7 protein-coding genes are annotated in these 13,370 nt (G+C 73.0%); 1 reads left to right on the top strand and 6 read right to left on the bottom strand.

Annotated features, from left to right (window positions below):
• Window positions 1–280: 280 nt before the first annotated feature.
• The 6 genes from ABD817_RS14700 to ABD817_RS14725 form a co-directional block, all read right to left on the bottom strand.
• A complete protein-coding gene (locus tag ABD817_RS14700) occupies window positions 281–1,966 on the bottom strand; it encodes an ABC transporter family substrate-binding protein (protein WP_344918438.1) in 1,686 nt (561 codons plus the stop codon).
• 139 nt (window positions 1,967–2,105) lie between these two features.
• A complete protein-coding gene (locus ABD817_RS14705) occupies window positions 2,106–4,295 on the bottom strand; it encodes an ABC transporter ATP-binding protein (RefSeq protein ID WP_344918600.1) in 2,190 nt (729 codons plus the stop codon).
• Between the two features lie 39 nt (window positions 4,296–4,334).
• On the bottom strand, window positions 4,335–5,243 hold the full coding sequence (locus ABD817_RS14710) for an ABC transporter permease (RefSeq protein ID WP_344918439.1): 909 nt from the start codon (window positions 5,241–5,243) through the stop codon (window positions 4,335–4,337).
• A 7-nt stretch (window positions 5,244–5,250) separates the two neighbouring features.
• Window positions 5,251–6,234, bottom strand: coding sequence for an ABC transporter permease (locus ABD817_RS14715; protein WP_344918441.1), 984 nt, complete (start codon window positions 6,232–6,234; stop codon window positions 5,251–5,253).
• A 313-nt stretch (window positions 6,235–6,547) separates the two neighbouring features.
• On the bottom strand, window positions 6,548–8,911 hold the full coding sequence (locus ABD817_RS14720; RefSeq protein ID WP_344918442.1) for an AAA family ATPase: 2,364 nt from the start codon (window positions 8,909–8,911) through the stop codon (window positions 6,548–6,550).
• 492 nt (window positions 8,912–9,403) lie between these two features.
• Window positions 9,404–11,347 (bottom strand): tetratricopeptide repeat protein, encoded by a 1,944-nt coding sequence (locus tag ABD817_RS14725; RefSeq protein WP_344918443.1) that lies wholly within the window; start codon window positions 11,345–11,347, stop codon window positions 9,404–9,406.
• 408 nt (window positions 11,348–11,755) lie between these two features.
• Here ABD817_RS14725 and ABD817_RS14730 point away from each other — a divergent pair, with 408 nt between their 5' ends.
• Window positions 11,756–13,303 carry an MFS transporter gene (locus tag ABD817_RS14730; protein ID WP_344918445.1) on the top strand — a complete coding sequence of 516 codons (1,548 nt, stop codon included), beginning with the start codon at window positions 11,756–11,758 and terminating at the stop codon, window positions 13,301–13,303.
• Window positions 13,304–13,370: the final 67 nt, after the last annotated feature.

The raw sequence follows: 13,370 nt of genomic DNA on the forward strand, positions 1-13,370 counted from the left end.
CCACCGCGACGCGGACCGGCACTCCGGCCTTCGAGCCCGGGGACGAAGACCCGAGCACCGCCCCCGGGCCGGGTGGTCGTGCCGCTTGACCAACCACCACAGGCCGACGCCCTCGGCCCGGCGGCGAAGACCCGAGCATGCTCTGAACCGATTGACCGTGCCGCTTGACCAACCACCACACCACGAGCCGACGCCCTCGACCCGGCAACGAAGACCCGAGCTACCGCCTCGTGCCGCTCGGGGTCTTCGGGAGTCTCCGGTTTCCGGGGAAGAGCGCACGTCAACGGACGAAGCCGATGTCCTGGTATCTCAGGTCGTAGAAGCCCCGGGCGCCGAAGTTGGCGAGGTTGCTCTTGACCGCGACGTTCTGTGGTCGCTGGTAGAGCGTCACCACGTTGACCGCCTGCCAGATGAGCTTGTCCGCGGCGTTGGTGTCGGCGATGGCCCTGGCGTCGTCGAGATCGGCGGTCGCCTTGTTCATGGCGGCGTCGATCTGCGGGGAGCCGATGCGGCCGAGGTTGGCGTTCCACTGCTTGGTGCCGTCGGGGCGCCTGACGGCGTCGGCGTACTGGCCGTAGGCGCTGGAGACGGGAAAGGGGGTGCCCACATACGCGAACGCGGTGATGTCGTAATTGCCGGGAATTATGTATTTGGTGAAGTAGTCGTCCGTGGGCACCGACTGCAGGGTGACCCCGACACCGATCTGGCCGAGCATGTCCTGGACGAGCTCGGCCTCGGATTTGCCGATCTGCAGGCCCGAGGGCAGGACGAAGCGCAGGTTCAGCTCCTTTCCCCCCTTCCTGCGGGTCCGGCCCTCCAGCTTCCAGCCCGCGGCCTCCAGCTCCCTCCCGGCCCTGCCGGGGTCATACGTGCCGATCTCACCGGCGTTGTCCTGGTAACCCTCCTGGGTGTTCATGAAGAAGTGGTTGTTGAGCAGCACGATCGGCCAGTCGAGGCCCTGGAGGTCCGACTGGGCGATGGCCTGGCGGTTGATGCCCATCGCGACGGCTCTGCGGACCTTCGGGTCGGACAGGACCGCGCTCTCACCGTTCATCGTGATGTGCCGGAAGTCAGGTCCGGCCGCCTGCCGCACGATCGCGTCCGGGGTGCTCTTGGCCCGCGCGTAGTCGGGCGCGGACGGGCCGATGTCGAAGGTGTCGAGCTCGCCGTTGCTGAAGGCGCCGACCAGCGCGTCGCTCTGCAGGGAGCGGTAGATGATCCGGTCCAGCTTGGCCCGCTCACCCCACCAGCGGTCGTCCCGCGCGATGGTGACGGTCTTGGCGGTCGGGTCGAACGCGACGAACTCGAACGGCCCCGCCGTCACCGGGACGCGGTTCAGCCAGGCGGTGTTGAACGCCTCGGCGGTGGCGTTGGTGCTCCGGGGGTACAGCGGCGCGAACAGCGACTGCCAGTCGCCGAAGGGTTTGGCGAAGGTCACCACGACCTGGTGGTCGTCCCGGCCCCTGGCGACCTTCTCGATGTTCTGGTAGCCGGTGGTGCTCGCCACCCGGTAGCCGGCGTCGCGGCCGTTCAACGCCTGCCACTGGGCGCGGTAGTCCTCCCAGGTGATCGGTGTGCCGTCGGACCACCTGGCGCGCGGGTTGAGGGTCAGCGTGACGACCTGCCTGGGCTCGTGCGCGGTGACCCTGCCCTCGGACAGATAGTCGGTGTTCGGGGAGATCTTCCCCTTGGCGTCGGAGCGGAAGGGGGAGGGCATGAGGCCGTCCATGACCCTCTTGACCGTCGCCAGGTTGCCGTCGATGTGGTTGAGGTTCCAGTTGGACGGATACTCGTTGATCCCCCAGCGGAGCACGCCCCCGTCCGCGATCCGGTCTCGGGCGACCGGGTTGACGTCGTAGGCCTTGACCGCCGGTACGGGCCCGCCCGGTTTCACGCCCCTCTCCTGCCCGCATCCGACGAGACCCGGTGCGACGGCCATGGCCAGCGCGGCGGCGAGCGCGCCCACGCGCCGGATTGATATCACGGTGTTCCTCCCGGGGCATACGACTGGACGTGCGGCTGGGCGTGCGAACGGCGTACGGCCGACCTGCTCCGGGCTTGCGTCCGTGCCTGTGTCCGGGCGCGTGTCTGGACGAACGGCCGGGTCATACGGCGTCGATCCTCTCGGCGAAGTGGCACGAGACGCCGTGGTCGTCCCCGAGCCGCCGCACCTGGGGCTCCTCGTCCACGCAGCGTCGCCTGTCGGTCTCACCGAGGGCCTTGAACAGGGGACAGCGGGTGCGGAAGCGGCACCCCGAGGGAGGGTCGGCCGGGCTGGGCAGGTCTCCCTCCAGCAGGATCCGCCTTCTGGAGCGCTCCAGCACCGGGTCCGGCAGCGGGATCGCCGACAGCAGGGCCCGCGTGTAGGGGTGCATCGGGCTGTCGTAGACCCCGCCGACCCGGCCGATCTCGGCGATCCTTCCCAGGTACATGACCGCGACCCGGTCGGCGATGTGCCGGACCACGGCCAGGTCGTGCGCCACGAACAGGTACGACAGGCCCAGGCGGGTCCTCAGCTCCTCCAGCAGGTTGAGCACCCCCGCCTGGATGGACACGTCGAGCGCCGAGACCGGTTCGTCCAGCACGACCAGCCGGGGCTCCAGCGCGAGGGCGCGGGCGATGCCGATGCGCTGGCGCTGGCCCCCGGAGAAATCCTGCGGGTAGCGGGCGGCGTGGCCGGGTTCCAGGCCGACCAGGTCGAGCAGCTCGCCGATCCTCGGCCCCGGCCTCCGGGCGCCGTGCGCGCGCAGCGGCTCGGCGAGGATGTCGTAGACGGTCATCCTCGGGTCGAGCGAGGCGAGCGGGTCCTGGAAGACGATCTGCATGTCGCGCCGCACGGCCATCCGGTCGCGGGCGCTCATCCCCGAGGTGTCGTGGCCCAGCACCGTGATCCTGCCGTGCTGCGGTGCGGCCAGTTCGAGGATCTCCATCAGGGTGGTCGTCTTGCCGCAGCCCGACTCGCCGACCAGGCCGAGCGTCTCGCCCTCGCGGACGTCGAGGCTGACGCCGTCCACCGCGCGGACCGTGCCGACCCGCCGCCGCAGGAGCGTCCCCTTGACCAGGGGGTAGTGCCTGACCAGGTCCTCGACCGCCAGGACCACGTCGCGCTCGTCGCGCGGGCGCGGCGGCTCCTCGACGGCGGGGGCGGCGAGGCCGGTGGAACCGGTGGAGTCGGCGGGGCCTGCCGGGCGCCGGGCGGGACCGGCCTCGGCACGCGTGGCCGCGCCCCCTGAGGGGCCGCGTACGCCGTAGAGCTGGGCGGGCGACCAGCCCGCCGCCTCGATCTCGCCGGAGCGCACGCACGCCGCGAGGTGGCCGGGCGAGCCCACCGGCTCCGGCTCCGGCTCCGGCTCGGCCTCGGCGCACGCCGGTACGGCGATCGGGCAGCGCGGCTCGAACGGGCAGCCGGGCGGCAGCGCCGCCGGTGACGGCGGGCTGCCCCCGATCGGCACCAGCGGCTGCTCCCGGCCTCGGTCGAGGCGCGGGACCGAGCCGAGCAGGCCCATGGTGTACGGCATGCGGCTGCGGTAGTAGACCTCGTCCACCGAGCCGACCTCGACGGGGCGCCCGGCGTACATGACGAGGACCCGGTCGACGAACCCGGCCACCACCCCCAGGTCGTGGGTGATGATGACGATCGCCGCGCCGGTCTCGCGCTGCGCCGTCTTCAGCACCTCCAGCACCTGCGCCTGGATGGTCACGTCGAGCGCGGTGGTCGGCTCGTCGCAGAGGATCACGTCGGGGTCGTTGGCGATCGCCATCGCGATCACCGCGCGCTGGCGCATGCCGCCGGAGAACTCGTGCGGGAACGCCCTGGCCCGCTGCGCGGCGTTGGGGATGCCGACCAGGTCGAGCAGCTCGACGGCGCGCCTGGCGGCCTGGGCCGCGCTCACCCGCTGGTGCACGCGGATCGCCTCGGCGACCTGGTCGCCGACCCGGTAGACGGGGGTGAGCGCGGAGAGCGGGTCCTGGAAGACCATCGAGACGGTCTTGCCGCGGAACGCGGTGAGCGTCTTCTCCGGAGCCCCCAGGATCTCCTGCCCGAGCAGCCGCACCGAGCCGGTGACGCGGGCGTGCGCCGGGAGCAGGCCCATCACGGCCAGCGAGGTGACCGACTTGCCGGAGCCGGACTCCCCGACCACGCCGAGCACCTCGCCGGGGCGGACCGCGTAGCCCATGCCCCTGACCGCGCGGACCGCGCCGGGGCCCGAGCCGAAGGTGACGTCGAGGTCGCGCACCTCGAGCACGGGGGCGACCGGGTCCGGCGCGGGCGCGTGCCCGCCGGTCCGGCCGATCCGGGGTGTCGCGCCCGAGGGCCACTCGCTCTTCACCGGTCACCCACCCCTGTGGGACGTGGGGTCGAAGGCGTCGCGCAGGGAGTCGCCGACCAGGTTCACCGCGAGCACGGTGACGATCAGCAGGCCCGCGCAGAACCAGAACGTCCAGGGGGCGTAGAGGGCCGTCCGCGCGCCGTCGGCGATGAGGCTGCCCAGCGAGACGTCGGGCGGCTGGATACCGAAGCCGAAGTAGGACAGGGACGTCTCGGTGAGGATCGCGGCGCTGACGTTGAGGGTGGCGTCGACGACCAGCAGCGAGGACATGTTGGGGATCACGTGCCGGAAGATGATCCTCGTCGGGGGCACGCCCATGAACCTGGCCGCGTGGATGAACTCCCGCTCCCTGAGCGAGATGGTCATACTCCGGACGATCTTCGAGGTGACCATCCAGAGGAAGAGCGCCAGCACCAGCACGAACACCGGCCACTGTCCCCCGACGAAGAGCGGGGACATGATCGCCAGGATCAGGAAGGCCGGGAGCACCAGGAGCAGGTCGGTCAGCCAGGTCAGCCCCCGGTCGGTCCAGCCTCCGAAGTATCCGGCGAAGGCCCCCACCACGGCCGCGAGCGCGGTGCCGACCACCGCGGCGAGCAGGCCGACGATCAGGGACCGCTGCAGGCCGCGCAGCGTGACCGCGTACACGTCGGCGCCGGTCTGCAGGGTCCCCCACCAGTGCTCGGTGGAGGGCGGCGCCATGAAGGCCGTGAAGTCCTTCGAGACGTACGTCCAGCGGGTGAGGTACGGCCCGGCGAAGGCCAGCAGGAAGATCAGCACGAGCAGCGTGAAGCCGGTCCTGCCCCGGCCCGAGCGCAGGAGGCGGCCCATGACCACCCGCAGCCGCGAGGGCGCCTTGATCCTGTCGACGGACGCCCGCTGTTCGGCGAGCTCCTCGTCGGCGATGGTCATCTCCGGCTCACCCCACCCGGACGCGAGGGTCGAGGACGGCGTGGAGCACGTCGGAGGCGAGCGCGGCCAGCAGCACGGCCAGCGCGGCGAAGCAGCTGATCGCGGCGACGGTGTTGACGTCGTTGGTGGAGATCGAGTCGACCAGCTGCTCCCCCATGCCGTGCCAGCCAAAGATCTTCTCGGTGAAGGTGGTGCCGACCAGCAGTGCCCCGAAAGTGAAGGCGAAGTAGGTGACCGCCGGGATGAGCGCGGTGCGCAGCGCGTGCCGGGTCAGCGCGGCGCGGCGGCTCAGCCCCTTGGCCATGGCCGTGCGGATGAAGTCGGCGCCGAGCACGTCGAGCATCATGTTGCGCTGGTAGCGGCTGTAGACGGCGACCAGCCCGAGCGACAGCGACAGCGTGGGCAGCACCAGGTGCCGGATCCGGTCGAGCGCTGCGGCGGCGAACCCTCCCGGGAGGCCGGGGGTCGCCTCGCCGCTGACGAGGAGGATCTGGGTGCCTGCCGCCTCGTTGAGCCGGATCGCGGCGATGATCAGGACGTTGGCCAGCACCACCGTGGGGATCGCGAGCACCACGAAGGACAGGCCGGTCGCCACCCGGTCGAAGAGGCCGTACTGCCTGACCGCGGCGTAGGCGCCGATGAGCACACCGGCGACGCTGCCGAGGACCAGCCCGCTCGTGATCAGGCGCAGGGTGACGCCGACGCGGCGCCCGAGGTCGTCGTTGACCGAGCCTCCGGCCGCCGTCTTGCCGAAGTCGCCGCGCGCGACGCCACCCGCCCAGGTCAGGTAGCGCTCGAACAGCGGGGTGCGGTCGTTGAGGTTGAGCTCGGTGAGGCGCGCGTCGACGACGGCCGGGGGGAGCGGAGGGTTGCGGCCCTCGTAGTTGGATCGCGGGTTGAGGGCCGAGGCGGCCAGCATGTAGGCCAGGCTGGTGGCCACGGCGATCAGCACCAGGTAGTTGAGCAGCCTGCGGGCAAGGAATCCCGCCATCTTTCCTCCTCCGGAGCCCCGCCGCTGTCAGTGACCATCTTGCTACACTCGGCGACCGGTGGGCTGCATAGCGTACCGAATCGGAGGGATCTCGGTGAGAGACGGCGCCGCTGGGCCCGCGGGTCAGCCGACCCGGCCCGGAGGACGACCGGCCGCGCACCGGGGACGGCCGCGCGGGCGTTGGAGACGGCCGGGCGGGCCCGCGGTCACGTCCCGGAGAACCGGGAGCCCCTCCCGGAGGACCGGGAGCCTTTTCCGGAGAACCGCGAAGACACCGCCCGCGCGGCCGGGGGCGCCTTCCCGGGAGCCGGGGTCACTTCCCGGCGAGCTCGTCGACGGCGGCGCGCAGGTCGGCGCTGGTGATGGTGGTCAGGTCGGCGGCGCTGGCGGTGGCGCCGCCGAGGGCGGCCAGGCGGACGTCCCTGCGCATCGCGGCGCGCTCGAAGAGCGAGCGCGCGAACCTGCCGTTGCCGAGGCCGTCGATCAGGCCCTCGTCGCAGACCCAGGTGAAGACCTCGGCCAGGTCGCGGCGGGCGTCGTCGTCGAACCTGTCGCCCGAGGAGTCGGCGAGCAGCACCGCGATCTCGGTGAGCTCCCCCGGCGCGTACGAGGGGAACAGCACCCGCTGGTTGAACCTGCTGCCCAGGCCGGGATTGGACGACAGGAAGGCGCTCATCTCCTTCTCGTATCCGGCCAGGATGATCACCAGCCGGTCGCGGTCGTCCTCGGCCCGCTTGAGCAGCGTCTGCACGGCCTCGGCGCCGAAGGCGTCGCCGCCGCTGTAGCCGGAGTTGACCAGGCTGTACGCCTCGTCGACGAACAGCACCCCGCCGAGCGCCCGGTCGACCAGCTCGTTCGTCTTGATCGCGGTGGCGCCGAGGTGCTGGCCGACCAGGTCGGCCCGCTGGGCCTCCACCACGTCGGGCTGGGCGAGCAGGCCCAGCGCGGCGAAGATGCGGCCCAGGATGCGGGCCACGGTGGTCTTGCCGGTGCCGGGCGGCCCGGCGAAGACGAAGTGCCGCATCTGCGGCGGGGTCGGCAGCCCTCGTTCCTGGCGCATCTTGGCCACCCTGAGCTGCGCGGCGATCGCGTGCACCTGCCGTTTGACGGGTTCCAGCCCCGCCATGCGGTCGAGATCGGCCAGCGCCTCCTCGAGGGAGGGGGCGGCCTGGTAGCCCCGATAGCGGGCGGTGATCTCGTCGAACGCCTTGACGACGTCGCCCTCGACCGTGGTGACCAGGTCCTCGGTGGTGGGCGCGCCGCCCGCCCCCACCACGCGCACGTCCCTGGCCTGCGCGACGGCCTCCACGAGGCTGCGGACGAACCGGGCGTTGCCCAGGTCGTCGACGATCGCGCGGCGGTGGATGTCCTCGAAGCGGGCGAGCAGGGCGGGCGCGGCCTCGGGCGCCATCCGGTCGCCCCGGCGCCGCTGCAGCAGCTCGGTGATCTGGAGCAGCTCGTCGGGGGCGTAGCTGGGGAAGCGGACCCTGCTGGAGAACCTGCTGCCCAGGCCGGGATTGGACGACAGGAAGGCGCTCATCTCCTTCTCGTATCCGGCCAGGATGACGATCAGCCGGTCGCGGTCGTCCTCGGCCCGCTTGAGCAGCGTCTGCACGGCCTCCGCGCCGAACCTGTCGGGCTGGCCGTCGCCGGAGTTGATCAGGCTGTACGCCTCGTCGACGAACAGCACCCCGCCGAGCGCCCGGTCGACCAGCTCGTTCGTCTTGATCGCGGTGGCGCCGAGGAACTCCCCCACCAGGTCGGCGCGCTGGGCCTCCACCACGTAGGGGGTCTCCAGCAGGCCGAAGGCGTAGAAGATCTTCGCGACGGTCCTGGCCACGCTGGTCTTGCCGGTGCCCGGCGGGCCGACGAACACGAAGTGCCGCATCGGCGGCTCGGTGGAGTATCCGGCCTCCCTGCGCAGCCTGGCCGCCTCGATCGAGGCGGCGATCGAGCGGACCTGCTCCTTCACCGGGGCCAGGCCGATCATGGCGTCCAGCTCGCCGAGCGCCTCCTCCACCGAGATCGGCGGCGGCGCGTCGCGCTCACCGGCTCCCTGGGCGGGGGCGAGGTGGCCGCCCTCGCGGACCCGGAGCCCGGTCTGGTGCCGCTCCCCCGCCTCCAGCGCGCCCCGCACCCGGCGGGCCTGCAGGAACCGGTAAACCAGCACCCCGGCCGCCACGGCGTACGCGGCCCAGATGGCGACGGCGGGCACGAACCCGGTGACGACCACGCCGAGCAGGACGGCCGTCAGCCCGGCGGGTACCAGCGCCATGACCGTGGTCACCCACGGGGGGACCCAGCGGATGAGGTGGGCGGCTCCGGCGACCAGCAGGCCGAGGATCATCAGCGCCGTCGGGATCGGCGAGCTCGCACCGGAGGCGCCCTGGACGATCAGGATCGTCGCCAGCCAGGCGAGCACCACGAGCAGGGTGGCGGCGGCGCGGGGGAAGCTCAGGGTCAGCGCCGCGAAGCCGAGCAACGCCAGCGTGCCGAAGAACGTGTTGAGGACCGACCAGCCGAGCCCGAACGCCAGCGCGACGGCTCCGGCCAGCACCGCGACGTAGATCAGCCTGCGCAGGGGCGGCGAGAGCCGGAAGTAGCCCAGCCGGACCTGCTCGAACAGATCCCGTGCCGCCGCGCGCCCCGCCGGACGGGCCCTGCTGGATTCCCGCATCACGCCTCCCCGGTTCGCCCCCGGTTATACCGCAACGAGGGGACGTTTGCGCGTGCCTGGGGGGCGCGCCACGCCGTCGTACGGGCACGATCAGATATACGGATGAGAACGGATGAAACCAACGTTCGAGGCAGCAAGCTCTTCCTGTGCCGCCCCTTCGGTCACACCCTTCTCCGTGCCGCCTCCGCGCCCCGCGCGCGGCGGCCCGCGCCCGCGTTCCCCGAGGGTGGTACGGCCCGGTTCCGGCCGCCTTCCGCCGCTCGTCAGGGCGGGGAGGCGCGCCGGGGGGCGGGCAGGAAAATGTCACCGCCCGGCAAGGCGGCCCACGGTCCCGGCGACCTCTCGGCCCGGCGGCCCGCGATGCCGGTGGACACCCCGCCCGGTCCCGGCGGTTCATGGCCCCGGCCCGGTCCCGGCGCCCGGTCTCAGCGCCCGGTCCCGGCGTTCGGTCCCGGTGTCAGCGACCGGCGGTCCGGGGGTCCGGGGGACGGTTCAGCCTCGGTGGGCGCGGCCCTGGTGGCGGCCGGGATACTCGCCGACCACGACCTCCTTGGGGGTGATCCTCAGCAGGTCGGCCTCGGTGTCGCCGATGGCGATGCCGCGTACCTCGGCCCAGAATCGGCGGTCGAGCGGATCGGCGACGAAGACCGCCACCCTGGGGTCGCGTTCGGCGGCCTCCCAGGCGTCGGAGGCGGCGATCAGGCGCAGCTCGCCGCTCGGGCCGACCGAGCTGACCGCGCCGACGGCGAGCGCGCGCGGGCCGCTGGGGTCGGCGTACGCGAGCACCACCCCCCGCGCGTAGGTGAAGGCCGCGCGCACCTCCCCGCTGAGCCCCACCGGCGGCGCGGCGTCGCCGGGCAGGCGGCTCCCGCGGCCGTCGCACATGACCAGCGAGGCCCGCCACGGCCCCGGCGCGCCCCGCCACCACGCCCGTATCGACCTCGTGGCGAACATCGCCACCGGCAGGGCCAGCAGCACGATCCCGGCCCACCAGACCCACTCCCCCACCGGGGCGAACCCGAGGAGCGTCGCTACCCCGGCCGCGCCGAGCAGGACCGACGCCGAGGCGGGCAGGGCCAGCGCCGCCGCCAGCACGCGGTCCGAGGCGAGCGCGCGGGTGAGGGCCGGGGCCGGTCCCACCCGGCCGCGCGCCCAGCCGAGCACGAGCGGCACGGCGAGCGCGGCCAGCGCCCAGCTTCGCTCGTCCAGGACGGCGACCGCCACCACGACCGCCACCGGCACCGACCAGACCCGGCCCGCCACCAGCCAGAGGGTCACGTTCACGTCGCGCCTGGCCGTGCGGTCGTCACCGGCGGCGGCGAACTCGGCCAGCGCCCTGCCCGGCCGCCCGCGCCACGCCTCGACGAGGACGCGCAGGACGAGCAGTACCGCCCCGTTGAGGAGCACCAACCCGGCGAGACCGGCCCAGACCGCCCCCGGCGCGCCCGATACCGGGGTGTGAAGGAGCGGCGGGATCTCCGTGGGCAGGGTGGCGACGACCGCGACGTACGCGGTCACGGCGACCAGGGTGATCGAGACCGACGTGCTGAGCCAGAGATCGCGGGCGAGCATGCCCGGCACGTACGACCAGAGCCTGACCCGGTGCGCCTGCCTGAGGGTGATCGCCAGGACGGCGAGCAATATCAGCCCGCCGCCGATCCTCGCCACGGCGGCCAGGCCGAACCCGAACTCCGCCGCGCAGACCGCGACGAGGGCGGCGGCCAGCAGGATCCGGGTCTGTCGCGACCAGGTCTCCAGGGCACGCCTGGCCCGGCTCGTCTCGCGGGGGTCGACCGGCCAGGCGGGGTCGTGGTGGACACGCGGGCGTTCCCAGCGCAACTGGGCCAGACCGAGGTTGATCCTGGCGCCGGGGTGGCCGGGCAGATGGCGCAGCGCCTCGCGGTAGGCGGCCTCCGCGAGGCCGTACTCACCCCGCAGCAGGGCGAGGTCACCGGCGAGGACGTGCGGGTCCGGCTCCTCCGGCGCGTAGCGTACGGCCCTGGCCGCCTGGGCCCGCGACTCGCGCCAGCGCCCCGGCACCCTGCGCAGCGCGGCTCCCAGGCGCATCCGCGCGGCCCAGGAGCCCGGTGCGAGGCGTACGGCCTCCTCGGCGGCCGCCACGGCCTCCGCGTCGCGGCCGAGCCGCTCGAACGCGAGGCTGGCGAGGCGGTACCCCCAGTCGGCGCCGGACTCGGAGCGGGGGTCGAGGTCCAGCGCCCTGCGGGCGGCCTCCAGCGCGGCCTCGGGCCGGTCGCGGCCCAGCCACGCGGCGGCCACGGCACACCACTGCCGGGGATCGGCGGGATCCCGGGGCGGCGGGACGGGTCCCGAGGCGGGGTCGTGCCCGTGCCGGGAGCCGTCGGGATCCCCGGACGGCGCGGGGACCCGGCCGAGGGCGTTCCCGGGGCCGGCGGGATTCCGTGGCGACTCAGACACCCGGCCGGAGACGTTCCCGCGTCCGGAGGTGGCGGGGTCCCGTGGCGGCTCAGACACCCGGCCGGGGGCGTTCCCGTGTTCGGGGTTGTCGGGGTCCCGCGGTGGCGGGACCGAGGCGGGGTCGTGCCCGCCGGGCCCGCTCACCACGGCGGCTCACGGGCCTCGCGCTGGCTCCCCACGATCGCCATGGTCCGTGCGAGATCACCTTTTGCCTAGATAGCGGTATATGCCTGTATCTCTCTAGAGAGGTCACCCACGGCGCCTCGGAAGGCCTGGAATATCGCCCAACCCGGGGTGCAAAACGGACATTCCCCTGTGAATCAATCACCCAATGCCGCCCCGGACACCGCCCGACTTCGCCTAAGCTGCGACGCATGTTCGTCCACGCCGACAGATCCTGAGCGGCTCATGACCACCGTCATGGCCAGGCGCACGGACGGCGACCCACGGGCATCCGGGGCCGGCCGATGGTCGGTCCTCGCCATCCTCTGCTTCAGCCTGCTGCTGATCGCGGTGGACGCCACGGTGCTGCACATCGCGGTACCGGCACTGACGGCCGCCCTCGAACCGTCCTCCGTGGAACTGTTGTGGATCATCGACGTCTACTCGCTGATGGTCGCGCCGCTGCTGCTGACCTTCGGCACGCTCGGTGACCGCTACGGGCGCAAGCGCCTGGTGCTGGCCGGATACCTGGTCTTCGGCGTCGCCTCGGCCGCGGCGGCGTTCGCGCCGACCCCGCTCGCGCTGATCTCCGCACGCGCGCTGCTCGGCCTCGGCGGAGCGATGATCATGCCCGCCACACTCTCGATCATCCGGCAGGTCTTCACCGACCGGCACGAGCGGGCGATCGCGCTGGGCGTGTGGAGCGCGGTGGCCGCCGCCGGGGCCGCGGTCGGCCCGATCGTCGGAGGGGTGCTCGTCGAGCACTTCTGGTGGGGCGCCGTCTTCCTGATCAACGTCCCCATCCTCGTGGTCCTGCTGCCCGCCGCGGCCAGGGTCCTCCCCGAGTCCCGCAGGCGCTCCGGCCGGCCGTGGGACGCGCTCAGCGCGGCGCTGTCGGTGCTGGGCATCCTCGGGGTGGCCTTCGGCCTCAAGGAGGCGGGCACCGGGCATCCGGGCGGGGTAGTGGCGTTCCTGGGCGGGGTCTGGCTGCTGGCGTGGTTCGTCCGCAGGCAGCGACGGCTGGCCTTCCCCCTGCTGGACCTGAGCCTGTTCCGGCTGCGGGCGTTCCGCGCGGGGGTGGGCGCCGTGCTGCTGACGGTCTTCGCCCTGGTCGGGCTGGAGCTCATGCTCGCCCAGTATCTCCAGCTGGTCCTCGGCGACAGCCCGCTCCAGGCCGCCGTACGCATGCTCCCCCTCATGATCGCCTCGATCGCGGGCGGCCTGGCCGGGGCGCGGCTGCTGCGGTGGTTCGGGCTGCGCGCCACGATGGGCGGCGGGCTGGCGCTGACCGCCCTCTCCCTCGCCCCCACCCTGACCTGGCACACCGAGGGGCATCCGGTGGCCCTGACGCTCTGCTTCATCGGTATCGGCTTCGGCATCCAGGTCACCCTGCTGGCCGCCTCCGACACGATCATGTCGTCCGCCCCGGAGTCCCACGCGGGCGGCGCCGCCGCGATCGAGGAGACCGCCTACGAGCTGGGCGCGGGGCTCGGGGTCGCGGTGCTCGGCACGATCACCACGGTCGTGTACGCCCCCTCGCTGCCCTCGGTCCACGGCGTCGCGCCCGCGATGATGGACCAGGCCCGCCAGTCGCTCGCCTCCGCCGCGCACGTGGCGCGGGAGATCGGCGGCGGCGTGGGGGACGCCCTGCTCGCCTCGGCCCGCGTCGCGTTCGTCTCCGGCCTGCACGCGACGGTGGCGGTGAGCGTGTTCCTGCTGGGCGCCACCGCGCTCGCGGTGACACTCCTGGTGCCCCGCCGCCCCGGCGAAGAGGAGGGGGACGACCCCTCGTGACGGGTTTGGAAGGCCCCTGCTCGGTCATCTATCGGTCAAGCATGGGCAGGAACGGGGAATCTAACCA

The organism is Streptosporangium oxazolinicum (assembly GCF_039537505.1).
Lineage (GTDB): Bacteria > Actinomycetota > Actinomycetes > Streptosporangiales > Streptosporangiaceae > Streptosporangium > Streptosporangium oxazolinicum.

What these genes read in the sequence shown, in the direction of transcription:
- ABD817_RS14710 (WP_344918439.1), bottom strand. Translation starts at nt 5,243, where the DNA reads ATGACCATCGCCGACGAGGAGCTCGCCGAACAGCGGGCGTCCGTCGAC.
- ABD817_RS14715 (WP_344918441.1), bottom strand. Translation starts at nt 6,234, where the DNA reads ATGGCGGGATTCCTTGCCCGCAGGCTGCTCAACTACCTGGTGCTGATC.
- ABD817_RS14720 (WP_344918442.1), bottom strand. Translation starts at nt 8,911, where the DNA reads ATGCGGGAATCCAGCAGGGCCCGTCCGGCGGGGCGCGCGGCGGCACGG.
- ABD817_RS14730 (WP_344918445.1), top strand. Translation starts at nt 11,756, where the DNA reads ATGACCACCGTCATGGCCAGGCGCACGGACGGCGACCCACGGGCATCC.